Origin of the sequence: Streptomyces sp. MS06 (assembly GCF_047200655.1) — a bacterium.
GTDB lineage: Bacteria > Actinomycetota > Actinomycetes > Streptomycetales > Streptomycetaceae > Streptomyces.
On the sequence record NZ_JBJZOJ010000011.1, the window covers coordinates 20,484 to 45,645 of the forward strand.

Genomic DNA, 25,162 nt, shown 5'->3' on the forward strand with positions numbered 1-25,162 from the left:
GCCCGGGGCGACACTTGTGCGGCCCCCGGCCCGGGAGGCAGCCCTAGAGGAAGGTGTTCGCGTGCCCCGCCGCAGAATCGGCTTCTGGTACCGCTTCGCCGCGGTGATCTGCAAACCGCCGCTGGTGGCGCTGATCAAGCGCGACTGGCGCGGAATGGAGCACATTCCGGCCGAGGGTGGATTTATCACCGCGGTGAACCACAATTCGCACGTCGACCCCTTCGCCTACGCCCATTTCCAGTACAACACCGGACGGGTCCCGCGTTTCCTGGCGAAGAGCGGGCTTTTCAGGAAGGGCCTCGTGGGCGCCGCGATGCGCGGCACCGGCCAGATCCCCGTATACCGCGAGTCCACGGACGCGCTGAGCGCCTTCCGCGCCGCGATCGACGCCGTCGAACGCGGCGAGTGCGTCGCCTTCTACCCCGAGGGCACCCTGACCCGCGACCCCGACGGCTGGCCCATGACCGGCAAGACCGGCGCGGCCCGCGTCGCCCTGCAGACCAAGTGCCCGGTCATCCCGGTCGCCCAGTGGGGCTGCAACGAACTGCTGCCGCCGTACGCGAAGAAGCCGCGGCTGCTCCCGCGCAAGACCCACCGCGTGCTGGCCGGCCCGCCCGTGGACCTGTCCCGCTTCTACGGCAGGGAGATGACCGCGGAGGTCCTCCGCGAGGCCACCGAGACCATCATGGCCGCCGTCACCCGCCAGCTCGAGGAGATCCGCGGCGAGAAGGCGCCCGACACGCCGTACGATCCGCGCCGCGAGCGTATCGAGCAGCGGCGCCGCACCCGGGCGCAGAAGGGCAGCGGCGGTTCCCGGGAGGAACTCCCCGGACAGCGGGCGGAAGGGCAGAGCAAGTGAGCAACCCGGTCAAGGCGGCCGTGCTCAGTGCGGGTTCGTGGGGCACGGCCTTCGGCATGGTGCTCGCCGACGCCGGCTGCGAGGTCACACTGTGGGCCCGCCGCCCCGAGGTCGTGGAAGCGGTCAACACCACCCGGACCAATCCGGACTACCTGCCGGGCGTGGAGCTGCCGGAACGCGTCCGCGCCACCACCGATCCCGCCGAGGCGACCGCGGACGCCGACTTCACCGTGCTGTCCGTGCCCTCGCAGACACTGCGCGCCAACCTCGCCCGGTGGACGCCGCTGCTGGCCCCCGGCACCGTGCTGGTCTCCCTGATGAAGGGCGTCGAGCTGGGCACCACCATGCGGATGAGCGAGGTCATCGAGGACGTCGCCAAGGTCGGCCCGGAACGCGTCGCCGTCGTCACCGGCCCCAACCTGGCCCGCGAGATCGCCGCCCGCATGCCGGCCGCGGCGGTGGTGGCGTGCACCGACGAAGCGGTCGCGCAGCGCCTGCAGTCGGCATGCCACACCGCGTACTTCCGGCCGTACACCAACACCGACGTCGTCGGCTGCGAACTGGGCGGCGCCGTCAAGAACGTCATCGGCCTCGCCGTCGGCATCGCGGACGGCATGGGCCTCGGCGACAACGCCAAGGGCTCCCTCATCACCCGCGGTCTCGCCGAGACCACCCGGCTCGGCCTGGCGATGGGCGCGGAACCGCTCACCTTCTCCGGACTCGCCGGACTGGGCGACCTGGTGGCGACCTGCTCCTCGCCGCTGTCCCGCAACCACACCTTCGGCACCAACCTCGGCAGGGGCATGACCCTTCAGGAGACGATCGCGGTCACCCGGCAGACCGCCGAGGGCGTCAAGTCCTGCGAGTCGGTACTGGACCTGGCCCGCCGGCACGGCGTAGACATGCCCATCACCGAGACGGTCGTCGGCATCGTCCACGAGGGCAAACCTCCGGTGGTCGCCCTGAAGGAGCTGATGTCGCGCAGCGCGAAGCCGGAACGACGTTGAGCGACGCCCCCCGTTCGGCCCGGGGCGGACGCTGTCTCCCGGCACCACCACCCGGTACTCTCAACGCGATATGAGCACCGAGAACCTCCCCCAGAGCCCTGAGCAGCAGCCCCGCAAACCGCGCGTGGCCGTGGTGTTCGGCGGACGCAGCTCCGAACACGGGATCTCCGTCGTCACCGCGGGCGCCGTCCTCAAGGCCATCGACCGGACGAGGTACGACGTCCTGCCGATCGGTATCAGCAGGGACGGCCGCTGGGCGCTCACCGCCGACGACCCGGAGCGGATGGCGATCAGCGAGCGCCGTACGCCCGACGTCGCGGAACTCGCCGAGTCGCGCGAGGGCGCCGTGGTGCTCCCGGTCGACCCCGCCAGCCGCGAGGTCGTCTACAGCGAGCCGGGCTCGGTCCCCAAGGCCCTGGGCGAGGTCGACGTCGTCTTCCCGGTGCTGCACGGCCCCTACGGCGAGGACGGCACCCTCCAGGGGCTGCTGGAGCTGTCCGGGGTGCCCTACGTGGGCTCGGGCGTCCTGGCCTCGGCCGTCGGCCAGGACAAGGAGTACATGAAGCGGGTCTTCGACTCCTTCGGCCTCAAGGTCGGCCCGTACCTGGTGGTCCGCCCGCGCGAGTGGGAGCGGGAGCGGCCCGCCGCCCGCCGCCGGATCGCGGAGTTCGCCGGGGAGCACGGCTGGCCGCTGTTCGTGAAGCCCGCCCGCGCCGGCTCCTCGATCGGCATCACCAAGGTCGACGACCCCTCCGGACTCGACGAGGCGATCGAGGAGGCCCGCCGCCACGACCCGAAGATCCTCGTGGAGGCGGCGCTGCGGGGACGCGAGATCGAGTGCGGTGTCCTGGAGTTCGAGGACGGCCCGCGCGCCTCCGTACCGGCCGAGATCCCGCCGCCGGACACCCACGCGTACTACGACTTCGAGGCCAAGTACATCGACTCCACCCCGGGGCTGGTGCCCGCCCCGCTGACCGAGGAGGAGACCTCCCGGGTGCGCCGCCTCGCCGTGGACGCCTTCGAGGCGGCGTCCTGCGAGGGCCTGGTCCGCGCGGACTTCTTCCTCACCGAGGACGGCGAGTTCGTCATCAACGAGATCAACACCATGCCGGGCTTCACGCCGATCTCGATGTACCCGCAGATGTGGCAGGCGAGCGGGATCGCCTACGGCGAGCTGGTGGACCGGCTGATCCAGGCGGCCCTGCGCCGGTCCACGGGCCTGCGGTAGCCGCCCGGTCCGCGGAGCGGCCGGGGAGGCCGGCGCCCGGTGCGGGAACCGCCGCCCGGGCGCCGTCGTCTGCTGAGGAGCAGCCTTTCGCGGCGGCCCGGGCCGCGACGCGCAACGGCCGGCGACCGCGGAGGCGGTCACCGGCCGGTACGGACGGTCGGCAAGGGGTGGACGGGGTGTAGGGGGAAACGGCGGGGGACTGCAGGGGGATGACGGGACGGGGGCTACAGATGAACGACCGGACAGGTCAGCGTGCGGGTGATGCCGTCCACCTGCTGGACTTTGGCAACCACCATGCGTCCCAGATCGTCGACCGTGTCGGCCTGGGCGCGCACGATGACATCGTACGGACCCGTCACGTCCTCGGCCTGGACGACTCCAGGGATCTTGCTGATCGTCTCGGCGACGGTCGACGCTTTGCCGACCTCCGTCTGGATCAGGATGTACGCCTGTACCACGGAACCTCCAGGGCGGCCACGAGGATCATGTGGGGAAAAGGAACGCCACGGTATCGCGTCACCGCTCGCCGCGGGGAGACCCGGGGGAACCGCGAGGCGCGCGCCGGGGTGCGGGCACGGCCGAAGTGGGCGGTCGGGGCGACCATATCGAGGACACTGGTCGGGTGCGACCGGGAACGTTCGGGGACAGACCGGGAACGTTCAGGGACAGAAGGGGAGAGAGGGCAATGAAGGGCACTGTTGGTGAGCTCGGGGAGTTCGGGCTCATCAGGGAGCTCACCTCCCGTCTCACCACCACCCCGGCGGTCCGGGTCGGCCCGGGCGACGACGCCGCGGTGGTGGCCGCACCCGACCGCAGGGTGGTGGCCAGCACCGACATCCTGGTGGAGGGCCGCCACTTCAGGCGCGACTGGTCCACGGCGTACGACGTGGGACGCAAGGCGGCCGCGCAGAACCTCGCGGACATCGCGGCCATGGGCGCCGTGCCGACCGCGCTCCTGCTCGGCCTGGTCGTACCGGCCGAACTGCCGGTGACCTGGCCGACCGAGCTGATGGACGGACTGCGCGACGAGTGCCAGGTCGCGGGCGCCTGCGTGGTCGGCGGGGACGTGGTTCGCGGCGACACGATCACGGTGTCGATCACCGCGCTCGGCGACCTGCGCAACCAGGAGCCGGTGACCCGGGCCGGCGCGCAGCCCGGCGACCTGGTCGCGGTGACCGGCTGGCTCGGCTGGTCCGCCGCCGGGTACGCGGTGCTCGCGCGCGGCTTCCGCTCACCGCGCGCCTTCGTCGAGGCCCACCGCCGCCCCGAACCGCCGTACCACGCCGGCCCGGCCGCCGCCGCGCTGGGGGCCACCGCGATGTGCGACGTCAGCGACGGGCTGATCGCCGACCTCGGGCACATCGCCGAGGCCAGCAAGGTGCGCATCGACATCCGCTCCGGCGCCATCGACATCCCGACCCAGATGAACGACATCGGCCAGGCCGTGGGCGTCGACCCGCTGCAGTGGGTGCTGACCGGAGGCGAGGACCACGCGATCGTCGCCACCTTCCCGCCCGACGCCAAGCTGCCCGCCCGCTGGAAGGTCGTCGGCGAGGTGCTCAACCCCTCGGCGCTGCCGCAGGTGACGGTCGACGGGGCGCCGTGGACCAGGAAGGGCGGCTGGGACCACTTCACGGACATCGAGTCGTGAACCGCCCCCGGGTGCTCACCGTCGCCGGCTCCGACTCCGGGGGCGGCGCCGGGATCCAGGCCGACCTCAAGACCATGCTCGCCCACGGCGTGCACGGCATGAGCGTGATCACCGCGGTCACCGCGCAGAACTCGCTCGGCGTCCAGGGCGCCTGGGAGCTCCCGGCGGCGGCGGTGCGGGCGCAGTACCGCAGCGTCGTCGACGACATCGGCGTCCAGGCCGTCAAGACCGGCATGCTGTCCTCCGCCGAACTGGTGGAGACGGTCGCCGAACTGGTCGCCGGCACCGCCGCGCCCGCGGTGATCGACCCGGTGGGCGTCTCCAAGCACGGGGATCCGCTGCTCGCCGCCGCCGCGCTGGACTCCGTACGCACGCGGCTGCTGCCGGTCGCGACGGTCGCCACCCCCAACCTCGACGAGGTGGCGCAACTGACCGGGGTGCGCGTGGAGTCGGAGCCGCAGCTGCGTGACGCCGCGGCCGCGGTCCTCACCTACGGGCCGCGCTGGGTGCTGATCAAGGGCGGTCACCTCGCGGGCGACGCGGTGGACCTGCTCACCGACGGCACCGAGGAGCACTGGCTGCGCGCCCCGCGCCGCGACAACCGCCACACCCACGGCACCGGCTGCACCCTCGCGTCCGCCGTCGCCTGCGGTCTGGCGAGCGGCCGGTCGGTGCCGGAGGCGGTGCGGGCTGCCAAGGAGTACGTCACCGGCGCCATCGAGGCGGGGTTCGCGCTGGGCGCCGGGATCGGGCCCGTGGACCACGGATGGAACCTCGGCCGCGGCACCTCGCGGGGCTGACCCGCGGCCGTGCGGCGCTGACTCCCGCGGCCGCGCAGGGCTGACCCGCGGCCGCTCGCTGCCCCGTCGCCGGCGGCCGACGGCCGCCGCGTACCGTGCACCCTGCCCGTCGCCGGAGCGCGGTGCCGTCCGCACCGCGCCCGGACCCGGCCCGGGACCGGGCACAGCGAAAAGCCGGCCCACCCCGAGGTGGACCGGCTTCGTGCAGCGAACCAGACAGTGGCCGCGCGCTCGACTGCGGTAGCGTCAGCGCGAGACCTTGCCCGCCTTGATGCACGAGGTGCAAGCGTTGACGCGCTTCGGCGTCCCGCCGACCACGGTACGCACACGCTGGATGTTCGGGTTCCAGCGGCGGGGCGTACGGCGGTGCGAGTGCGAGATGTTGTTGCCGAAGCCCGGCCCCTTGCCGCAGACGTCGCAGTTGGCAGCCACGGGTCACTCCAAAGACTTCAGATGCGCTTACGGTCGATCCCGGCATGCCGGGAAACAGATCTTGGATGCGAGACCGCTTCGAGATCCGAGTGGCGTTGCCAGGTGTGGAAGCCCGATCGGATCGGGCAACCGGAGCAGCATACAACGGCTGCGCCCGGATACCGAAACTACCATGGCAGCTCAGGGGGCTGCCCCAGGCCCGCCACCGGCGGGGCCCGCTGCACGGTCTACGCTGCGTCCCACGTCCGGCGACCCCGGAGCCCGCCCGCCGGGCCCGGGCCGCGCCGCGCGGTGCCCCCGCCGGAGCAGCGGCGCGTACTCCCCGGTGCGGGGCGTCCGCGAGACGGCCCGGCACGGAGCGCGAGCGCCCCGCGCGACCCGGTCGGGCGTGCGGGGGACAGACGACAACGCGGCGGACGCGCGTGCCGGCCCGCGTCCGCGGCACGATCGGCCGGACAGGTCAGAGGAGGCGCAGGTGCCGCAGGTGCCGCAGACGTTCTTCGACGCACTCGCGGTGCGCACCTGGTGCGGCCTCGCGCTGGACGCGCTCGGCCGGGCACGCGAGGAGATCGACGCGATCAACGTGTACCCGGTCGCCGACGGGGACACCGGGACGAACCTCTACCTCACCCTGGAGTCGGCGTCGGCCGCGGTGGAAGCCGTGTTCACGGGCCACGAGGCGCGGTTCGCCACCGGACCCGAGGCGGGTGCCGGCACCGGCCCCGGCGACGACGCACCCCCCGCACTGGCCGACGCCCTGCACGCCATGGCGCACGGAGCGCTCATCGGCGCCCGCGGAAACTCCGGGACGATCCTCGCCCAACTGCTGCGCGGCATGGCCCGGGTGCTCGCCGGCGACGGCGGCCCGCCGCACACCGACGGGCCCGGGCTGCGACTCGCCCTGCGGAGTGCGGCAGACTCCGCCCGCCGGGCCGTCGCCCATCCCGTCGAGGGCACGGTGCTGACCGTCGCCTCGGCCGCCGCCGACGCCGCCGACCGGGCCGAGGGCGACTGCGGGGCGGTCGCGCGGGCCGCCTACGAGGGGGCGCGCACCGCGCTGGCCGCCACCACCGGACAACTGGCCGCGCTGGCTCGCGCGGGCGTCGTGGACGCGGGCGGGCGCGGACTGCTCGCGGTGCTCGCGGCACTGGTGGAGACGTTCACGGGCCAGACCCCGCCGCCCGTCCCGGTGGCGGCGCCCGCCGTGCCGCAGACCGGCCCCGGCGCGGAAGCGGACCGTCCGGACCGGTGGACGCCGGGCGCGCCCGCGGGCGACGCGTCCCCCGACTGCCCCGACGACGCGGCCACCGCGGACGCCGGCCCGGCGTTCGAGGTGATCTACCTCCTGGAGTCCGACGACGAGGCCGTCGTCCGCCTGCGCGGCCGGCTCGACGCCCTCGGTGAGTCGCTCGTCGTCGTCGGCGGCGACGGCCTGTGGAACGTCCACGTCCACGTGGACGACGCGGGCGCCGCCGTGGAGGCGGGGGTGGAGGCCGGGCGGCCGCACCGGATCCGGATCACCCACTTCGGCGCCGGCGACGCGCACACCGCCCGCGGCGCTCGGCCCGCGCACGAGCGGGCCGAGCGGGCCGTCGTCGCGGTGGTTCCCGGCGAGGGCCTGGCGGAACTGTGCACCGGGGCGGGAGCCACCACCGTGCTCGCCCGCCCCGGGGAGCCGCCCGCGAGCGGGGAACTCGTGGAGGCCGTACGGCGGGCCCACGCCCGCGAGGTCGTGCTGCTGCCCAACGACGCCGAACTGCGCCACGTGGCGGCGGCCGCCGCCGAGCAGGCCCGCGCGGAGGGCGTCCGGGTCGCCCTGATCCCGACGCGTTCGGCCGTCCAGGGCCTCGCCGCGCTCGCCGTGCACCAGCCCGAGCGCCGCTTCGACGAGGACGTCGTCGCCATGACCTCGGCGGCGGGGGCGACCCGGCACGCCGAGGTCACCGTCGCCGAGCGGCAGTCCTGGACGATGGCCGGCATCTGCCAGGCCGGCGACGTCCTCGGGCTCATCGAAGGCGACGTGGCCGTCATCGGCGCGGACGTCACCGCGATCGCCGAGACCGTCCTGGACCGGATGCTGGCGGCGGGCGGCGAACTGGTCACCCTGGTCCTCGGCGACGGCGCCCCCGAGGACATCGCCGAGCACCTCGAAGCACGCGTGCGCGAGACGTACCTGGCCGTCGACACCGTCGCCTACCGGGGAGGCCGGCAGGGCGCCCTGCTGCTCATCGGCGTGGAATGAGCCGGTCGCGCCCGGGCCGGTGCCTGCACCGCGGGTCCGCGCCCGGCGTACGGGTCGGCCCGGCGCACGGGTCGACCCGGAGCCGGCGGCGCGCCCCGCGTCCGCCGGCGGCCGGACCGCGGCAGCGGAGCGCCGGACACCGGCACCCGGCCTGCCCGAACCGGCCCCGCGCACCGGCCCCGTGCGGCCGGTGCCCGTCCCGGGTTTCCCTCGGTGTCCCGGCTGCCCGGGCGACGGGTGACGCGCGTTGTCGGTGGCGTGGTGTGCAATGGATCTCGTGCCCGCACTGGAAGAACCCCTGAAGAAGGTGCTCGGCCCCGCCACCGCGAAGGTGATGGCCGAGCACCTCGGCCTGCACACCGTCGGCGATCTGCTCCACCACTACCCGCGCAGATACGAGGAGCGGGGCCAGCTCACCCGGCTGTCCGACCTCCCCATGGAGGAGCACGTCACGGTCGTCGCCCAGGTCGCCGACGCCCGGCTGCACTCCTTCGCCTCGGCCAGGGCGCCCCGCGGCAAGGGCCAGCGCCTGGAGGTGACCATCACCGACGGCAGCGGCCGGCTGCAACTGGTCTTCTTCGGCAACGGCGTGCACAAACCCCACAAGGAACTCCTGCCGGGCACCCGGGCGATGTTCGCCGGCAAGGTCTCCGTGTTCAACCGGCGCCTCCAACTGGCCCACCCGGCGTACGAACTGCTGCACGCCGACACGGACGACCCGGTGGAGGACTGGGCCGGGGCGCTGATCCCCCTGTACCCGGCCACCGCCAAGCTCGAGTCCTGGAAGATCGGCAAGGCCGTCCAGACGGTGCTGCCCAGCGCCGGGGAGGCCGTCGACCCGCTTCCCGAACCGCTCCGCGCGGGCCGCGGGCTGGTCTCCCTGCCGGAGGCCCTGCAGAAGATCCACCGCCCGCAGACCAAAGCCGACATCGCCTCCGCGCGCGACCGGCTGAAGTGGGACGAGGCCTTCGTGCTGCAGGTCGCCCTGGCCCGGCGCCGGCATGCCGACGCCCAGCTTCCCGCGGTCCCGCGCAGACCGGGGCCGGACGGCCTGCTCGGCGCCTTCGACGACCGCCTCCCGTTCACCCTCACCGACGGCCAGCAGCGGGTCTCCCGGGAGATCTTCGAGGACCTGGCGACCGAGCACCCGATGCACCGGCTGCTGCAGGGCGAGGTCGGCAGCGGCAAGACGCTCGTCGCGCTGCGCGCCATGCTCGCCGTCGTGGACGCCGGGGGCCAGGCCGCGATGCTGGCCCCCACCGAGGTGCTCGCCCAGCAGCACCACCGGTCGGTCGTGGAGATGATGGGGGAGCTGGCCGAGGGGGGCATGCTCGGGGGCGCCGAGCACGCCACGAAGGTCGTCCTGCTGACCGGGTCCATGGGCGCGGCCGCCCGGCGCCGGGTACTGCTGGACCTCGCCACCGGCGAGGCCGGCATCGTGATCGGGACGCACGCGCTGATCGAGGACAAGGTGCAGTTCCACGACCTCGGGCTGGTCGTGGTCGACGAGCAGCACCGCTTCGGCGTCGAGCAGCGCGACGCCCTGCGCGGCAAGGGCAAGCAGCCCCCGCACCTGCTCGTCATGACCGCCACACCCATCCCGCGGACCGTCGCCATGACCGTCTTCGGCGATCTGGAGACCTCCGTCCTCGACCAGCTGCCGGCCGGCCGCTCGCCGATCGCCAGCCACGTGGTCCCGGCAGCCGACAAGCCCCACTTCCTGGCCCGGGCCTGGGAACGGGTGCGCGAGGAGGTCGACGGCGGCCACCAGGCCTACGTCGTCTGCCCGCGGATCGGCGACGAGGAGGAGGACGGGAAGAAGGCGAGGTCCGCCGAGGACGAGGCGGAGCGGCGCCCGCCGCTCGCCGTGCTCGACGTGGCCGCCCGGCTCGCCGAGGGCCCGCTGCACGGCCTGCGGGTCGAGGTGCTGCACGGCAGGATGGCGCCCGAGGACAAGGACGCCGTGATGCGAAGGTTCGCCGCCGGCGAGACCGCCGTCCTGGTCGCCACGACCGTCATCGAGGTCGGCGTGAACGTGCCCAACGCCACCGCCATGGTGATCATGGACGCGGACCGCTTCGGCGTCTCCCAGCTGCACCAGCTGCGCGGCCGGGTCGGCCGCGGCTCCGCTCCCGGCCTGTGCCTGCTGGTCACCGAGATGCCGGAGGCCAGCGCGGCCCGGCAGCGCCTGGGAGCCGTCGCCGCCACCCGGGACGGCTTCGAGCTGTCCCGTCTCGACCTGGAGCAGCGCCGCGAGGGCGACGTCCTCGGGCAGGCCCAGTCCGGTGCCCGCTCCAGCCTCCGCGTCCTCACCGTCGTCGACGACGAGGAGATCATCGCCGAGGCGCGAAAGGAGGCCACCGCGGTGGTCGCCGCCGACCCGGAGCTGGAACGGCTTCCGGGGCTGCGCACGGCGCTGGACGCCCTGCTGGACGAGGAGCGGGAGCGGTACCTGGAGAAAGGCTGAAAGACTGGAGGCGCGCGACGGCCGACGCCCGCCCCGCCGCGACGCCCGGCACGCCCGCTCGCCGCACCGGCCCGAACCCCGAGTACGCGCCCCGTACGAGGACGTCCGGCCGGCCCGCCGAGACGACGCACCGGACGCCGCTGCGGCGACGCTCCCCGCCTGCCGCCGCCGCACCGGGCCGCACCCGGCCCGCCACCGACCGCGACACCACCGAGGACTGAGATGACCCGCGTGATCGCCGGCGCCGCCGGCGGGCGCCGACTCGCCGTTCCGCCGGGGACCGGCACCCGCCCCACCTCCGACCGGGCGCGCGAGGGCCTGTTCTCCACCTGGCGGTCGCTGCTGGGCGGCCCGCTGGACGGCGAACGCGTCCTCGACCTGTACGCCGGATCCGGTGCCGTCGGCCTGGAGGCGCTGTCCCGCGGCGCGGCCCACGCCCTGCTGGTGGAGGCCGACGCCCGGGCCGTCCGCACGCTCCGGGCGAACGCGAGGACGCTCGGCCTGCCCGGCGCCGAGGTCCGGGCGGGCAAAGCGGAGCAGATCGTCCGCTCCTCGCCCCCGGACGGGCCGTACGGCCTGGTCTTCCTGGACCCGCCCTACGCGGTCCCGGACGACGATCTTCGGGAGATCCTGCTCACACTCCGCGCGGAGGGCTGGCTCGCCGGGGAAGCCCTCGTCACCGTGGAGCGCAGCACCAGAGGCGGGGAATTCCGGTGGCCCGAGGGCTTCGACGCGATCCGGGCCCGTCGCTACGGCGAGGGAACGTTTTGGTACGGTCGCGCCGCCTCTACGTGCGAAGACGCACGATGACCGGACCGGAGAGCGAGGGGACACCAGTGCGCCGCGCCGTCTGCCCCGGGTCGTTCGACCCGATCACCAACGGACATCTCGACATCATCTCCCGGGCCTCCCGGCTCTACGACGAGGTCTACGTCGCGGTGATGATCAACAAGTCCAAGAAGGGCCTGTTCGAGATCGAGGAGCGGATCGACCTGATCCGCGAGGTCACCGCCGAGTACGCGAACGTCAGGGTCGAGGCCTTCCACGGCCTCCTCGTCGACTTCTGCAAGGAACGCGACATCCCCGCCATCGTCAAGGGCCTGCGAGCGGTGAGCGACTTCGACTACGAGCTCCAGATGGCCCAGATGAACAACGGCCTCACCGGAGTCGAGACCCTCTTCGTGCCGACCAACCCGACCTACAGCTTCCTGTCGTCCTCCCTGGTCAAGGAGGTCGCGGCGTGGGGCGGCGACGTCTCCCACCTGGTGCCGGAGCAGGTCCTTCGGGTGCTCACCGAGCGCCTGCGGAAGGACTGACCGCCCGCCCCCTCCCGCTGACGTCCCGTCACCCGGTGTCGGGCGGCCGCCCCGGGGCCGTACAGTCGTCCCGTCCGTCTCCAACACATCGGCAGAGAGTGGCGAGCACACGGTGGACGTGCAGAAGAAGCTCGACGAGATCGTCGCCGCGGTCTCCAGCGCCCGGTCGATGCCCATGTCGGCGTCGTGCGTGCTCAACCGCGCCGAACTGCTCGCGATGCTGGAAGAGGTGCGCGCGGCGCTGCCCGGCTCCCTCGCCCAGGCGCAGGAGCTGATCGGCGGCCGGGAGCAGATGGTCGAGCAGGCCCGGCAGGAGGCCGAGCAGATCATCCGCGGCGCGCACGCCGAACGCGGCTCGCTGATCTCCGACACCGAGATCGCCCGCCGCTCCCAGTCCGAGGCCGACCGCATCCTCGCCGAGGCCCGAGGGGAGGCCGAGGAGGTCCGCGCGGAGGCCGACGACTACGTCGACTCCAAGCTCGCCAACTTCGAGGTCGTCCTCACCAAGACCCTCGGCTCCGTCGGCCGCGGCCGCGAGAAGCTCCTCGGCACCGGCCCCGGCCTGGACGAGCAGGGCTACGAGGACGAGGACGCCCCCGAGCGCAGCCAGGACCCGCAGGTCCTGCGCGCCGACGCCGACGCCTATGTCGACGCCAAGCTCGGCGCCTTCGAGGCCGTCCTCGCCAAGACCCTGGAGGCGGTCGGCCGCGGCCGCCAGAAGCTGCACGGCCGGATCGCCACCGACGACCTGGGCGCCCTGGCCGACGACACCACCACCGTCCAGCACTCCAGCGACGCCGACTACCTCGCCGACCTGGCCGCCCTCGCCGAACAGGACGTCCCCGCCGAGCAGCGGGCGCAGCCCGCGTACGCCCAGGACACCGGCTACGCCCCGGCGGCCGGCGCCCCGGTCCCGCAGCAGCCGGATCCCTACGCCGGATACCAGCAGCAGTACGCCCAGCAGGACGCCTACGGCTACCAGCAGGCGGACCCCTACGCCCACGGCTCCGGCTACGCTCCCGCGGACGGCGGCGCCTACCAGGACTACGACGCCCAGCAGGTCGCGTACGACCCGCAGCAGGCCGCGTACGACCCGCAGCAGGTCCAGCAGGTCCAGCAGGTCCAGCAGGTCCAGCAGGGTCAGCAGGGCTATGCGCTCGACGAGACCAGCCTCTTCGACACCGGCATGATCAGCGCGGAGCAGCTCCAGGCCTACGAGCAGGGCCGCGGCCTGTAGGAAGCGGCCGGATTGGGTCATCCGGGGAAGGTCCAGTATCCTGGCTGTTCGGTCGCACCAACGTCCGCGATCACAGCTGCCCGGGAACACCCGTCAGCGCTCCCCGCTCGACGCATCGAAAGCAGGAACGGCCCTGAGCTCCCACCTCGACCACCGCAACCCCCTCGTGTTCGACACGCACGAGCTGGGTCGGCGTCCTGGTGCGCTCCAGCGCCTGACCCGGACGATCGACGCGCCCCGGGATCTGGGGATCCAGGACGTGATCGGGGTGCCGCAGGGCTCCCCGGTGGAGCTCGACCTCCGCCTCGAGTCGGTCATGGAAGGGGTGCTCGTCACGGGCACCGCCCGTGCACGGGCCGAGGGGGAGTGCGTAAGGTGTCTGGAGCCGCTTCAGCTCGACGTCGAAGCGGAGTTCCAGGAGTTGTTCTCGTACCCCGACGCCGATGACCGGGGCCGCGTGATCGCGGACGCCGGCGACGACGCCGAGGACGACGAGGGCCGGCTCCTCCTCGAGGACGGAATGTTCGACCTCGAACCTCTGCTGCGCGATGCGGTGGTGCTCGCACTGCCGATGCAGCCGGTGTGCCGGGAAGACTGCCCGGGTCTGTGCTCCCAGTGCGGGGCGCGGCTCGCGGACGACCCGGACCACCACCACGACGCCGCCGACATCCGTTGGGCGGCTTTGCAGGGACTCGCCGATTCACTCGAAGCCGGCGATAAGGACGAGATGAGCGGCGACGCGCCTCGATCAGCACGCGCCGCCGAGAAGCAGGAGAAGTAGCCGTGGCTGTTCCGAAGCGGAAGATGTCGCGCAGCAACACGCGCCACCGCCGGTCGCAGTGGAAGGCTGCGGTCCCCACTCTGGTCGCGTGCGAGCGCTGCCACGAGCCCAAGCAGCAGCACATCGCGTGCCCCTCGTGCGGCACCTACAACAAGCGTCAGGTCCTCGAGGTCTGATCGGCTGGTGAGAGGCACTGTGGCCACGCCGAAGAACAAGTCCTCCCGTGCCAACGGGAGCGCGCAGGCGGACAACCAGGCCTCGTCCCACACGCTTCTGGAAGGGCGGCTCGGCTACCACGTCGAGTCCGCCCTTCTGGTGCGCGCGCTGACCCACCGCTCCTACGCGTACGAGAACGGCGGTCTGCCGACCAACGAGCGGCTGGAGTTCCTCGGGGACTCCGTGCTCGGCCTGGTGGTCACGGACACGCTGTACCGGACCCACCCCGACCTGCCCGAAGGCCAACTGGCCAAGCTGCGGGCCGCGGTGGTCAACTCGCGTGCGCTGGCGGAGGTCGGTCGCGGCCTCGACCTGGGTTCCTTCATCCGGCTCGGCCGCGGTGAAGAGGGCACGGGCGGCCGGGACAAGGCGTCCATCCTCGCCGACACCCTGGAAGCGGTGATCGGCGCGGTCTACCTCGACCGGGGGCTCGACGTGGCGTCCGAACTGGTTCACCGCCTGTTCGACCCGCTGATCGAGAAGTCCTCCAACCTCGGAGCCGGTCTGGACTGGAAGACGTCCCTGCAGGAACTCACCGCCACCGAAGGACTCGGCGTGCCCGAGTACCTGGTCACCGAGACCGGGCCGGACCACGAGAAGACCTTCACTGCTGCCGCCCGCGTCGGAGGCGTCTCGTACGGCACCGGCACCGGCCGCAGCAAGAAGGAGGCGGAGCAGCAGGCCGCGGAGTCCGCCTGGCGGGCCATCCGCGCCGCGGCGGACGAGCGCGCCAAGGCCGCCGCCGGCGAGGGGAACGCGGACGCCCCCTCGGCCTCCTCAGCCTGAAGAGACAGCACCGCACAGCGCAGCAGCGGCGTCCGAGCGCCCGCCCCGGGCCGTTACCGGGGCGGGCGCTCGGTTCGTCCACCGTCCCTCACGGGGAGATCATGCCCGAGTTGCCCGAGGTCGAGGTCGTACGGCGGGGCCTGGAGCGGTGGGTCGCCCACCGCACCGTCGCCGACGCCCTGGTACTGCACCCGCGTGCCGTGCGCCGCCACCCGGCCGGCGCCGACGACTTCGCCCACCGCCTCAAGGGCCGCCGTTTCGGCTCTCCCGGACGCCGCGGCAAGTACCTGTGGCTGCCGCTGGAGGACTCCGGACAGTCGGTCCTGGCCCACCTCGGCATGAGCGGGCAGTTGCTGGTCCAGCCGCACGAGGCGCCCGCCGAGCGGCACCTGCGGATCCGCATCCGTTTCGCCGACACGCTCGGCACCGAACTGCGCTTCGTCGACCAGCGGACCTTCGGCGGCCTGTCGCTGCACGAGAACACCCCGGAAGGGCTGCCGGACGCCATCGCGCACATCGCCCGCGATCCCCTCGACCCGCTCTTCGACGAGGAGGCCTTCCACCGGGCGTTGCGCCGCAAGCGCACCACGATCAAGCGGGCCCTGCTGGACCAGTCGCTGATCAGCGGCGTCGGCAACATCTACGCGGACGAGGCCCTGTGGCGCGCCCGCCTGCACTACGACCGCCCGACGGCCGGCCTCACACGTCCCCGCACCCGGGAACTCCTCGGCCACGTCCGGGACGTGATGAACGCGGCCCTCTCCGTCGGCGGGACGAGTTTCGACAGCCTCTACGTCAACGTCAACGGGGAGTCGGGCTACTTCGACCGCTCCCTGGACGCCTACGGGCGCGAGGGCCTGCCGTGCCGGCGGTGCGGTACGCCGATGCGGCGGCGGCCCTGGATGAACCGGTCCAGCTACTACTGCCCGCGGTGTCAGCGGGCGCCGCGGCCGCCGTCGTAGCCGTCCCGGGCGGCCAGTACCTCGTCCATGCTGCCCTCCACGAAGTGGATCAGGGACAGCAGCCGCCGGGCCACCTCGCGGCCGAGCGGCGTGAGTTCGTAGTCCACCCGGGGAGGGTTGGTGGGCTGGGCCTCGCGGTGCACCAGGCCGTCACGCTCCAGCGCGTGCAGGCTCTGGGAGAGCATCTTCTCGCTCACGCCGTCGACGCGCCGGCGCAACTCGTTGAACCGCAGCGGCCCCTCGTGCAGCGCGCCGAGGGTGAGTGCCCCCCAGCGGCCCGTGACGTGCTCCAGCGTCCCGCGGGAGGGGCAGGACTTGGCGAACACGTTGTAGGGGAGGTCCTGCTCCTCGCTGCGCGTCGGCGTGCCGGTCATGGCGCAAGCCTACGTGAAGACAGCGCTCACTAGAAGATTGCGCTTTCCAAAAGTTAGTGCTTTCATTTTGCAAGTGCCGGTGAGCTGCTCTGTCCCACCGGCTTCTCCTGCCATCCCCTTTCCCCTCCCCGAGGAGTGCGCCACCGTGACCACGCCCGCCATCACCGCACCCGTCATCTCCGTCGCCTACCACTCCGGCCACGGCCACACCGCCGTACTCGCCCGGGCCGTCGGTGCCGGCGCCGCGGAGGAGGGTGCCCGGGTCCACCTCGTCGACGTCGACGCGATCACCGACGAGCAGTGGGCGCTGCTCGACGGCTCGGACGCGATCGTGTTCGGCTCGCCGACCTACATGGGCACCGCGTCCGGTGCCTTCCACGCCTTCGCCGAGGCCAGCTCCCGGCGGTGGTTCGGCCAGGACTGGAAGGACAAGCTGGCGGCCGGCTTCACCAACTCCGGCTCCAAGAGCGGCGACAAGCTCCACACGCTGCAGTTCTTCCAGATCCTCGCCGCACAGCACGGCATGCACTGGGTCAACCTCGGCCTGCACCCCGGCTGGAACAGCAGCGCCGGTTCCGAGAACGACCTCAACCGCCTCGGCTTCTTCGCCGGCGCGGCGGCCCAGAGCAACGTCGACGAGGGACCCGAGGCCGTCCACAAGGCCGACACGGCCACCGCCGAGCACCTCGGCCGCCGTGTCGCGCAGACCGCGAGGGTCCTTGCCCGGGGGCGCGCGGCGGCCTGACCGTCGGGGCCGCCCGGCGCCGGCGCTGCCGGAACCTCAGGACCGACCGCGCGCCACCGGAGCGCCGGGTGCCTCAGTAGCCGAAGTCCTGGGTCCACCAGGGGCCGCCGGGGCCGAAGTGCACGCCGACGCCCAGGGTGTGGAAGTCGCAGTTCAGGATGTTGGCACGGTGACCGGGGCTGTTCATCCAGGCTTCCATCACGGCCGCCGCATCGGCCTGGCCGCGGGCGATGTTCTCGCCGCCCAGCCCGGTGATGCTGGCCTTCGCGGCCCGGTCCCACGGGGTCGCGCCGTCCGGGTCGGTGTGGTCGAAGAAGCCGCGGGCGGCCATGTCGTCGCTGAACGCCCGGGCCAGCCCGGTCAGCGCGCTGTTCGCGGACAGTGCGCTGCAACCGACTTTCGCGCGCTCCTCGTTCACGAGCTTGAGCACCTCCGCCTCGGCCTGGGCCTGGGCGGACAGCGCAGCCGGTGCGGTGGCCCGCGCCGATGCGGTGGCCCGCTCCGGCGCGGCGGGAGTGGTCGGCTGGGCGGACGGCTTCGCGGCCGAAGGCGTCGGCTGCGGCTTCCCGCTGGGTGCGGCCGTCTCCGTCGGCTTCTCCGACGGTTGCGCCGACGGGGTCTGCGTGGGTGCCGCCGAGGGGGCCGTCGCGGACCGGGAGGCCGACGGCTGCACCGACGGCCGGCTGTCCCTGCTGGTGGAGGTCTGGTCCTGGGCACGGCCGTCGACGGCGCCGGAGGCGCCGCCCTGCTCGGAGGGCGAGTTGGAGGGCGTGCCGGCGGCCTGCACGCTGTCCCCGCCGGAGCTGTGGTCGCCGCCCAGCCGGTAGTTCTCCAGGCCGGGCACCACTCCGGAGGCGACCGCGACCGTGCCCAGGGCCACCGCCGCCGAGACGCCGAGCAGTCCGGAGCGGACCGGGACAGCGGCCTTCTTCACGCGGCGCCGGTGCCCCGCCCGCTGTGCGCCCGCGTCGGGGGTGAAGCCTGGCGAGTCGAAGCGGTCCGAGGCGAGGACGGCCGTGTCACCGGCGTTCGAGGCCCCCGTCGCGAAGAGGTACTCCTCGCTCCTGGCGCGGGCCTCGGCGTAGGCCTCGGGCTGGAGATAGGGGGCGATCCCCATCGTGGCGCGCCCGCTCCCGTACGGGTTCCGGGGAGCGCGGCCGTCGGCGGAGGCGCCGTACGGGTCCTGCTCGAAGCCGCTTCGGGAACCCTCGTGGGAGACGTCCGGGCGTCCGCCCCCCGGGACAGGGTCCGTGGCGGCGCGGCCGGCGGCAGAGCGTCGGTGGCGTCCCATGTCCTGGCCTTCCTCGTCCTTGCGCCGGACCCGGGCCTCTCCCGGGTCCCGTGTGGTCGACCCGGGAGTTGCCCCCCGCCCGGGGATCGACCAAACCCACTCGATCGAGTGAGTTTCATATGAGATTCATTAGGCCGGGACGGTACCGCATGGCGGCGGGGGAGAGAGTGCCCAGTGAGACTTTCGCCCGCTAGGTTGCCCTCATGAGCGAGGATGTTCGGCTGGTCGCCTGGGTGCGCGGACGCGTCCAGGGTGTGGGTTTCCGCTGGTTCACGCGCGCCAAGGCGCTGGAGATCGGCGGCCTGAGTGGTTTTGCTCTCAATCTCGACGACGGACGGGTCCAGGTGGTCGCCGAGGGCCCCCGCGAGGGCTGCCGGGTCCTCCTCGACTGGCTGCAGGGCGGCGACACGCCCGGACGCGTAGCCGGCGTCACCGAGATCTGGGACACACCCCGCGGCGGCTACGACGGCTTCGCCATCCGGTGACCGGACCCCGCCCGGCGGTCCCGCGGCGGGCCGCCGGACGGGGCCGCGGAGCGTGTACCGGCAGAAATAAGCAGGTCGTTGCCGAGAACCGCTTGCGGCGGCGGACTCGGCACGCAAGGATGATCGCCACGCCCCCAGGGCCCCGCAGAAGCAGCGGTGCGGCCGATCCGCCGCCGAGCGCCCGGGGTCACCCGCCGATACGGGGCGTGATCGTGTTGACCGTCAAACTTTTTGGTGAGACGCTGAAAGCCCCGCGCACCTTAGCTGTTTGGCATGGCTGAACGGCAGTACAACTCCAGGCCTGCCAAGCATCGCGGGTGCGAATCCCTCACGACCCACACCGCTTCGGTCGGTCACTCATTGTGGAGGACCATCCATCATGGCAAAGGCGCTTCTCGGTTACGTCGGCGGCTCCGACCCGCGACTCCTCGCCGAGATGCGACGGCTCCAGCAGCGCGTCCAGGACCTGGAATCCGAGCTCGTACGGATCCAGGCCGAGAACGAGGCGCTGACGGCTGCCGCTTCTCACGACAGGATCATGGAGAGCATCGACGCGAACCAGGCGGAGCCTGCGCTCACCTGATCGCTGCACTGCTCCAGGACAGCACAAGCAGCGGTCGGGCTGCCCGTACACCGCTCAGTTGTCAGAGTTGCAAGGGACGCTTCGGCGTCCCTTCTTTCTTGGCTTTTCTTCCCCCGCGCATCCTTTCACCCTCTTCAACGTTTGGTTTGCCCTGCGCGTTCACCCGTGAAACCGCCGCTTCATGGAGTGCGGCACCGCCGGGAGGTAGAGTCCGGCGGCGTGCACCTCAAGGCCCTGACCCTCCGCGGGTTCAAGTCGTTCGCCTCCGCGACCACACTCCGGTTCGAACCGGGCATCACCTGCGTGGTCGGCCCGAACGGCTCAGGCAAGTCCAATGTGGTGGACGCGCTCAGCTGGGTCATGGGTGAGCAGGGCGCCAAGTCGCTGCGCGGCGGCAAGATGGAGGACGTCATCTTCGCCGGCACCACCGGCCGCCCGCCCCTGGGCCGCGCCGAGGTGTCCCTGACCATCGACAACTCCGACGGCGCCCTGCCCATCGAGTACGCCGAGGTCACCATCACGCGGATCATGTTCCGCAACGGCGGCAGCGAGTACCAGATCAACGGCGACACCTGCCGGCTGCTGGACATCCAGGAGCTCCTCTCCGACTCCGGTATCGGCCGCGAGATGCACGTCATCGTCGGCCAGGGCCAGCTGGACTCCGTCCTGCACGCCGACCCGACGGGCCGCCGCGCCTTCATCGAGGAGGCCGCGGGCGTCCTGAAACACCGCAGGCGCAAGGAGAAGGCCCTGCGCAAGCTGGACGCGATGCAGGCCAACCTGGCCCGTGTGCAGGACCTCACCGACGAGCTGCGGCGCCAGCTCAAGCCGCTGGGCCGCCAGGCCGCGGTCGCGCGCCGGGCCGCCGTCATCCAGGCCGACCTGCGTGATGCGCGGCTGCGCCTGCTCGCCGACGATCTGGTGAGGCTGCGCGAGGCGCTGGACGCCGAGGTCGCCGACGAGGCCGCGCTGAAGGCCCGCAAGGAGGCCGCCGAGCATGCGCTGGGCGAGGCACTCCGGCGCGAGTCGCTGCTGGAGGACGAGGTGCGTCGGCTCGCTCCCCGCCTCCGCGGCGCCCAGCAGACCTGGTACGAGCTGTCCCAGCTCGCCGAGCGCGTCCGCGGCACGGTCTCGCTGGCGGACGCCCGGGTGAAGAGCGCCGCCTCCGCACCCCCGGAGGAGCGGCGCGGCCGCGATCCGGAGGATCTGGAGCACGAGGCCGCCCGCGTCCGCGAGCAGGAGGCGGAACTCGAGGCCGCCCTGGAAGCCGCCCGGCGCGCTCTGGAGGACACCGTCGACCACCGGGCCGAACTGGAGCGCGAACTCGCCGCCGAGGAGCGCCGGCTCAAGGACCTCGCCCGCGCCATCGCCGACCGCCGCGAGGGCCTCGCACGGCTCAACGGCCAGGTCAACGCCGCGCGTTCGCGTGCCGCCTCCGCACAGGAGGAGATCGACCGGCTGGCCGCCGCCCGCGACGAGGCCCGGCATCGCGCCGTCGCCGCCCAGGAGGAGTACGAGGCCCTGCAGGCCGAGGTCGACGACCTCGACGCCGGCGACACCGAACTCGCGGAACGTCACGAGGAGGCGAAGCAGCGGCTCGCCGAGGCGGAGCGCGCGCTCACCGCGGCACGCGAGGCGGTCACCACCGCCGAACGCGGACGCGCCGCCACCCGGGCCCGACACGACGCACTGGCGACGGGGCTGCGCCGGAAGGACGGCAGCGGTGCACTGCTCGGTGCCCGGGACCGGCTGACCGGACTCCTGGGGCCGGCGGCGGAGCTGCTGACCGTCACCCCGGGCCACGAGATCCCGCTCGCCGCGGCCTTCGGAGCCGCCGCCGACGCGCTCGCGGTCACCAGCCCGACCGCGGCCGCCGACGCCATCCGCCTGCTGCGCAAGCAGGACGCGGGCCGCGCCGCGCTGCTGCTGGCGGACGCACCGGAGGACCCGGATGTGTCGGGGGACCCGGATGCGTCGGAGGGCCGGGGCGTACCGGAGGGCCGATGCGTATCGGATGCCCCGGGCCCACCGGATGACCCGGGCGGGTCGGAGGGGCCGGGTGCACCTGAGGGGTCGGCCACGGCGCAGCATCCGGTCGCGGCGGGGGACCCGGCCCCCGGCGGTCCGGGCGGTCCGGGCGGCCGCGCCGCGCAGGGGTCCGGCGCCGAGCCCCCGGGAGGCCCGGGAAACCTCCTCTTCGCCGCCGATCTGGTCCGCGGCCCCGCCGAGCTGATGCCCGCCGTGCGGCGGCTGCTGGGACGGATCGTCCTCGTCGGCACCCTGGAGGACGCGGAGGAACTGGTCTACGCGCGGCCCCGGCTGACCGCCGTCACCGCGGAGGGCGATCTGCTCGGCGCCCACTTCGCACACGGCGGATCCGCGGGAGCTCCCAGCCTGCTGGAGGTGCAGGCCTCCGTGGACGAGGCCGCCGCCGAGCTGGCGGAGCTCGAGGTGCGGTGCGGGGAACTGGCCGGGGCCCAGCGCGCGGCCGCCGCGCGGCGCGAGGAGTGCACCGCGGCCGTAGAGGAGCTGGGGGAGCGGCGCCGGTCCGCGGACCGGGAGAAGTCCGCCGTGGCCCAGCAACTCGGCCGGCTCTCCGGCCAGGCGCGGGGCGCGGCGGGCGAGGCCGAGCGGTCGTCCGCCGCCGCCGCACGGGCCCAGGAGGCGCTCGACAAGGCGCGGGAGGAGGTCGAGGAACTCGCCGAGCGGCTCGCGGTCGCCGAGGAGCTGCCTATCGAGGAGGAACCCGACACCTCCCTGCGCGACCGGCTCGCCGCCGACGGCGCCAACGCCCGGCAGACGGAGATGGAGGCGCGCCTTCAGGTCCGTACCCACGAGGAGCGGGTCAAGGGGCTGGCCGGCCGTGCCGACTCGCTCGACCGGGCGGCGCGCGCGGAGCGCGAGGCGCGTGCGCGGGCCGAGCAGCGGCGCGCCCGGTTGCGACACGAGGCCGCCGTCGCCGAGGCGGTCGGCTCCGGCGCCCGGCAGCTCCTCGCCCACGTCGAGGTGTCCGTCGCCCGTGCCGAGCAGGAGCGCGCCGCGGCCGAGTCCGCGAAGGCCCGCCGGGAGCAGGAGCTGGCCGTGGCCCGCGCCGAGGGCCGCGACCTCAAGGGCGAGCTGGACAAGCTGACGGACTCCGTGCACCGGGGCGAGGTGCTCGGCGCGGAGAAGCGGATGCGGATCGAGCAGTTGGAGACCAGGGCGCTGGAGGAGCTGGGGGTGGAGCCCGAAGGGCTGGTCGCCGAGTACGGCCCCCGGGAGCTCGTGCCGCCGTCCCCGCCCGCCGAGGGCGAGGAGCTGCCGGAGGATCCGCAGCACCCGCGGAACCTGCCCCGGCCGTTCGTACGGGCCGAGCAGGAGAAGCGGCTGAAGGCGGCCGAACGGGCGTATCAGCAGCTCGGCAAGGTGAATCCGCTGGCGCTGGAGGAGTTCGCGGCGCTGGAGGAACGCCACCAGTTCCTCAGCGAGCAGTTGGAGGACCTGAAGAAGACCCGCGCCGACCTGCTTCAGGTGGTGAAGGAGGTCGACGAGCGTGTCGAGCGGGTGTTCACCGAGGCCTACCGGGACACGGCGCGGGAGTTCGAGGGCGTCTTCGGCCGCCTCTTCCCGGGGGGCGAAGGCCGTCTGGTGCTGACCGACCCCGGCAACATGCTCACCACGGGTGTGGACGTCGAGGCCCGTCCGCCGGGGAAGAAGGTCAAGCGGCTCAGCCTGCTCTCCGGCGGTGAGCGGTCGCTGACCGCCGTCGCGCTGCTGGTGTCGATCTTCAAGGCCAGGCCGAGCCCGTTCTACGTCATGGACGAGGTGGAGGCGGCGCTGGACGACACCAACCTCCAGCGGCTCATCCGGATCATGCAGGAGCTCCAGGAGGCCTCGCAGCTCATCGTGATCACGCACCAGAAGCGCACGATGGAGGTCGCCGACGCGCTCTACGGGGTGTCGATGCAGGGCGACGGTGTGTCGAAGGTCATCTCCCAGCGCCTGCGCTGACGCCGAGACGGTTTCCCCCGGTGTCACCTGCACGACCTTGTATTCTCTTCAACTTGTGAACGCACGATGCTCTCGGGTGAGCGCAGGCGTAAGACCGGGTGCCTCTTGACTTCGAAACTTGAAGGCATAGTCTCTGCAACGTTGCTTTTACCTTCAGGTGTGAGTGGCGATCATCCATGCGCCACTTGTAGTGCGAGGGCAGACCCCCACCCGGCAGCGCTGCCGGGTGGCCCGAGGAGAACACGTGACCAGCACAACGCAGGCCCCCCGACCGGGAGCCCGGACGACCCACCCCGATCACCTCGGGCACGTCATCTTCATCGCGGCGGCGGCCGCGATGGGCGGCTTCCTGTTCGGCTACGACAGCTCCGTCATCAACGGCGCCGTCGAAGCCATCCGTGACCGCTACGACATCGGGTCCGCGGCCCTCGCCCAGGTCATCGCGATCGCCCTGGTCGGCTGCGCCATCGGCGCCGCCACCGCCGGACGCATAGCCGACCGCATCGGCCGCATCCGCTGCATGCAGATCGCCGCCACACTGTTCACGATCAGCGCCGTCGGTTCCGCGCTGCCCTTCGCGCTGTGGGACCTCGCGTTCTGGCGGATCGTCGGCGGCTTCGCCATCGGTATGGCCTCCGTCATCGGCCCGGCCTACATCGCCGAGGTCGCCCCGCCCGCCTACCGCGGCCGGCTGGGCTCCTTCCAGCAGGCGGCGATCGTCGTCGGCATCGCGATCTCGCAGCTCGTCAACTGGGGCCTGCTGAACGCCGCCGGCGGCAAGCAGCGCGGCCAGCTGATGGGGCTGGAGGCCTGGCAGGTCATGCTGGGCGTCATGGTGGTCCCGGCCGTCCTGTACGGCCTGCTGTCCTTCGCCATCCCCGAGTCCCCCCGCTTCCTGCTCTCCGTCGGCAAGCGTGCGCGCGCCCGGGACATCCTGGCCGAGGTCGAGGGCAAGGACATCGACCTGGACGCCCGTGTCGACGAGATCGAGCACGCCATGAAGAGCGAGCACCGCTCCACCTTCAGGGACCTGCTCGGCGGCTCCTTCTTCTTCAAGCCCATCGTCTGGGTCGGGATCGGCCTCTCGGTCTTCCAGCAGTTCGTCGGCATCAACGTCGCGTTCTACTACTCCTCGACGCTGTGGCAGTCGGTCGGCATCGACCCGACGGACTCCTTCTTCTACTCCTTCACGACGTCGATCATCAACATCGTCGGCACCGTGATCGCGATGATCTTCGTGGACCGCATCGGCCGCCGTCCGCTCGCCATCATCGGCTCCGTCGGCATGGTGGCCGGCCTCGCGCTGGAGGCCTGGGCGTTCTCCTTCGACCTGGTCGACGGCCAGCTGCCGAGCACCCAGGCCTGGACCGCGCTGATCGCCGCCCACGTCTTCGTCCTCTTCTTCGCCCTGTCCTGGGGCGTGGTCGTCTGGGTCATGCTCGGCGAGATGTTCCCCAACCGGATCCGCGCCGCGGCCCTCGGCGTCGCCGCCTCCGCGCAGTGGATCGCCAACTGGGCCATCACCGCGAGCTTCCCGTCGCTGGCCGACTGGAACCTCTCCGCCACCTACGTGATCTACACGGTCTTCGCCGCGCTCTCCGTCCCGTTCGTGCTGAAGTTCGTGAAGGAGACGAAGGGCAAGACCCTGGAGGAGATGGGCTGAGCCGCCCGGCCCGGCCCCGGTCCCCCCGAGGGGACCGGCCCCGTTCC

Annotated in this window: 23 protein-coding genes; 19 read left to right on the forward strand and 4 right to left on the reverse strand. The window is 72.8% G+C overall.

Going from position 1 to position 25,162, the window contains the following annotated elements; translation table 11 throughout:
• The first annotated feature begins 61 nt into the window (after positions 1–61).
• From ACL02U_RS07690 to ACL02U_RS07700, 3 genes are all read left to right on the forward strand, one after another.
• Positions 62–859, forward strand: a complete 798-nt coding sequence (locus ACL02U_RS07690) for a lysophospholipid acyltransferase family protein (RefSeq protein ID WP_412789907.1) — start codon at positions 62–64, stop codon at positions 857–859.
• A complete protein-coding gene (locus ACL02U_RS07695) occupies positions 856–1,866 on the forward strand; it encodes an NAD(P)H-dependent glycerol-3-phosphate dehydrogenase (RefSeq protein WP_412789908.1) in 1,011 nt (336 codons plus the stop codon). The genes ACL02U_RS07690 and ACL02U_RS07695 overlap by 4 nt, the downstream gene beginning before the upstream one ends.
• Positions 1,867–1,936: 70 nt before the next feature.
• Complete coding sequence (locus tag ACL02U_RS07700; RefSeq protein ID WP_412789909.1) at positions 1,937–3,094, forward strand: D-alanine--D-alanine ligase family protein; 1,158 nt, start codon at positions 1,937–1,939, stop codon at positions 3,092–3,094.
• Positions 3,095–3,318: 224 nt separating this feature from the next.
• Here the strand turns inward: ACL02U_RS07700 and ACL02U_RS07705 are convergent, their stop codons facing one another.
• Positions 3,319–3,552, reverse strand: coding sequence for an Lrp/AsnC family transcriptional regulator (locus ACL02U_RS07705; protein WP_037677600.1), 234 nt, complete (start codon positions 3,550–3,552; stop codon positions 3,319–3,321).
• A 227-nt stretch (positions 3,553–3,779) separates the two neighbouring features.
• Here ACL02U_RS07705 and ACL02U_RS07710 point away from each other — a divergent pair, with 227 nt between their 5' ends.
• Positions 3,780–4,745, forward strand: a complete 966-nt coding sequence (locus tag ACL02U_RS07710; protein WP_412789910.1) for a thiamine-phosphate kinase — start codon at positions 3,780–3,782, stop codon at positions 4,743–4,745.
• Positions 4,742–5,545: a bifunctional hydroxymethylpyrimidine kinase/phosphomethylpyrimidine kinase gene (thiD, locus tag ACL02U_RS07715; RefSeq protein WP_412789911.1), complete on the forward strand. Its 804-nt coding sequence runs from the start codon at positions 4,742–4,744 to the stop codon at positions 5,543–5,545. The genes ACL02U_RS07710 and thiD overlap by 4 nt, the downstream gene beginning before the upstream one ends.
• A 246-nt stretch (positions 5,546–5,791) precedes the next feature.
• On the opposite strand, the gene rpmB is transcribed toward thiD, so the two are convergent.
• Positions 5,792–5,977, reverse strand: coding sequence for a 50S ribosomal protein L28 (gene rpmB, locus ACL02U_RS07720; RefSeq protein ID WP_004924906.1), 186 nt, complete (start codon positions 5,975–5,977; stop codon positions 5,792–5,794).
• A 475-nt stretch (positions 5,978–6,452) separates the two neighbouring features.
• On the opposite strand from rpmB, the gene ACL02U_RS07725 reads away from it, so the two are divergent.
• The 9 genes from ACL02U_RS07725 (at position 6,453) to mutM (ending at position 15,984) form a co-directional block, all read left to right on the forward strand.
• On the forward strand, positions 6,453–8,219 hold the full coding sequence (locus tag ACL02U_RS07725; RefSeq protein ID WP_412789912.1) for a DAK2 domain-containing protein: 1,767 nt from the start codon (positions 6,453–6,455) through the stop codon (positions 8,217–8,219).
• A gap of 268 nt (positions 8,220–8,487) precedes the next feature.
• Positions 8,488–10,686, forward strand: a complete 2,199-nt coding sequence (recG, locus tag ACL02U_RS07730) for an ATP-dependent DNA helicase RecG (RefSeq protein ID WP_412789913.1) — start codon at positions 8,488–8,490, stop codon at positions 10,684–10,686.
• 222 nt (positions 10,687–10,908) lie between these two features.
• A complete protein-coding gene (rsmD, locus tag ACL02U_RS07735) occupies positions 10,909–11,496 on the forward strand; it encodes a 16S rRNA (guanine(966)-N(2))-methyltransferase RsmD (RefSeq protein WP_412789914.1) in 588 nt (195 codons plus the stop codon).
• A gap of 26 nt (positions 11,497–11,522) precedes the next feature.
• On the forward strand, positions 11,523–12,002 hold the full coding sequence (gene coaD, locus ACL02U_RS07740) for a pantetheine-phosphate adenylyltransferase (RefSeq protein ID WP_412790006.1): 480 nt from the start codon (positions 11,523–11,525) through the stop codon (positions 12,000–12,002).
• Positions 12,003–12,114: 112 nt separating this feature from the next.
• The gene (locus tag ACL02U_RS07745; protein ID WP_412789915.1) at positions 12,115–13,239 is read left to right on the forward strand and encodes a cell division initiation protein; all 1,125 of its coding nucleotides are present in this window, start codon (positions 12,115–12,117) and stop codon (positions 13,237–13,239) included.
• Between the two features lie 133 nt (positions 13,240–13,372).
• Entirely contained in the window at positions 13,373–14,020 is a 648-nt protein-coding gene (locus ACL02U_RS07750; protein ID WP_412790007.1) for a YceD family protein, read from the forward strand.
• Between the two features lie 2 nt (positions 14,021–14,022).
• Positions 14,023–14,196 (forward strand): 50S ribosomal protein L32, encoded by a 174-nt coding sequence (gene rpmF / locus ACL02U_RS07755; protein ID WP_003951102.1) that lies wholly within the window; start codon positions 14,023–14,025, stop codon positions 14,194–14,196.
• A gap of 7 nt (positions 14,197–14,203) precedes the next feature.
• Entirely contained in the window at positions 14,204–15,022 is an 819-nt protein-coding gene (gene rnc, locus ACL02U_RS07760) for a ribonuclease III (protein ID WP_412789916.1), read from the forward strand.
• A 101-nt stretch (positions 15,023–15,123) separates the two neighbouring features.
• On the forward strand, positions 15,124–15,984 hold the full coding sequence (mutM, locus tag ACL02U_RS07765) for a bifunctional DNA-formamidopyrimidine glycosylase/DNA-(apurinic or apyrimidinic site) lyase (RefSeq protein ID WP_412789917.1): 861 nt from the start codon (positions 15,124–15,126) through the stop codon (positions 15,982–15,984).
• Here the strand turns inward: mutM and ACL02U_RS07770 are convergent.
• Positions 15,957–16,358, reverse strand: a complete 402-nt coding sequence (locus ACL02U_RS07770) for a winged helix-turn-helix transcriptional regulator (RefSeq protein WP_412789918.1) — start codon at positions 16,356–16,358, stop codon at positions 15,957–15,959. The genes mutM and ACL02U_RS07770 overlap by 28 nt on opposite strands.
• A gap of 160 nt (positions 16,359–16,518) precedes the next feature.
• Between ACL02U_RS07770 and ACL02U_RS07775 the strand changes: the two genes are divergently transcribed.
• Positions 16,519–17,103 carry a flavodoxin family protein gene (locus ACL02U_RS07775; RefSeq protein ID WP_412790008.1) on the forward strand — a complete coding sequence of 195 codons (585 nt, stop codon included), beginning with the start codon at positions 16,519–16,521 and terminating at the stop codon, positions 17,101–17,103.
• A gap of 73 nt (positions 17,104–17,176) precedes the next feature.
• Here ACL02U_RS07775 and ACL02U_RS07780 read toward each other — a convergent pair whose 3' ends face one another.
• Complete coding sequence (locus ACL02U_RS07780; RefSeq protein ID WP_412789919.1) at positions 17,177–18,394, reverse strand: CAP domain-containing protein; 1,218 nt, start codon at positions 18,392–18,394, stop codon at positions 17,177–17,179.
• A 203-nt stretch (positions 18,395–18,597) separates the two neighbouring features.
• On the opposite strand from ACL02U_RS07780, the gene ACL02U_RS07785 reads away from it, so the two are divergent.
• From ACL02U_RS07785 to ACL02U_RS07800, 4 genes are all read left to right on the forward strand, one after another.
• Positions 18,598–18,879, forward strand: coding sequence for an acylphosphatase (locus ACL02U_RS07785; protein ID WP_412789920.1), 282 nt, complete (start codon positions 18,598–18,600; stop codon positions 18,877–18,879).
• Positions 18,880–19,258: 379 nt separating this feature from the next.
• Positions 19,259–19,462 carry a hypothetical protein gene (locus ACL02U_RS07790; RefSeq protein ID WP_412789921.1) on the forward strand — a complete coding sequence of 68 codons (204 nt, stop codon included), beginning with the start codon at positions 19,259–19,261 and terminating at the stop codon, positions 19,460–19,462.
• Positions 19,463–19,681: 219 nt separating this feature from the next.
• Complete coding sequence (locus ACL02U_RS07795) at positions 19,682–23,452, forward strand: AAA family ATPase (RefSeq protein ID WP_412789922.1); 3,771 nt, start codon at positions 19,682–19,684, stop codon at positions 23,450–23,452.
• A gap of 244 nt (positions 23,453–23,696) precedes the next feature.
• The gene (locus tag ACL02U_RS07800) at positions 23,697–25,115 is read left to right on the forward strand and encodes a sugar porter family MFS transporter (RefSeq protein WP_412789923.1); all 1,419 of its coding nucleotides are present in this window, start codon (positions 23,697–23,699) and stop codon (positions 25,113–25,115) included.
• Positions 25,116–25,162 lie beyond the last annotated feature (47 nt).

What these genes read in the sequence shown, in the direction of transcription:
- ACL02U_RS07700 (WP_412789909.1), top strand. Translation starts at nt 1,937, where the DNA reads ATGAGCACCGAGAACCTCCCCCAGAGCCCTGAGCAGCAGCCCCGCAAA.
- ACL02U_RS07710 (WP_412789910.1), top strand. Translation starts at nt 3,780, where the DNA reads ATGAAGGGCACTGTTGGTGAGCTCGGGGAGTTCGGGCTCATCAGGGAG.
- recG (WP_412789913.1), top strand. Translation starts at nt 8,488, where the DNA reads ATGGATCTCGTGCCCGCACTGGAAGAACCCCTGAAGAAGGTGCTCGGC.
- rsmD (WP_412789914.1), top strand. Translation starts at nt 10,909, where the DNA reads ATGACCCGCGTGATCGCCGGCGCCGCCGGCGGGCGCCGACTCGCCGTT.
- mutM (WP_412789917.1), top strand. Translation starts at nt 15,124, where the DNA reads ATGCCCGAGTTGCCCGAGGTCGAGGTCGTACGGCGGGGCCTGGAGCGG.
- ACL02U_RS07770 (WP_412789918.1), bottom strand. Translation starts at nt 16,358, where the DNA reads ATGACCGGCACGCCGACGCGCAGCGAGGAGCAGGACCTCCCCTACAAC.
- ACL02U_RS07780 (WP_412789919.1), bottom strand. Translation starts at nt 18,394, where the DNA reads ATGGGACGCCACCGACGCTCTGCCGCCGGCCGCGCCGCCACGGACCCT.
- ACL02U_RS07785 (WP_412789920.1), top strand. Translation starts at nt 18,598, where the DNA reads ATGAGCGAGGATGTTCGGCTGGTCGCCTGGGTGCGCGGACGCGTCCAG.
- ACL02U_RS07790 (WP_412789921.1), top strand. Translation starts at nt 19,259, where the DNA reads ATGGCAAAGGCGCTTCTCGGTTACGTCGGCGGCTCCGACCCGCGACTC.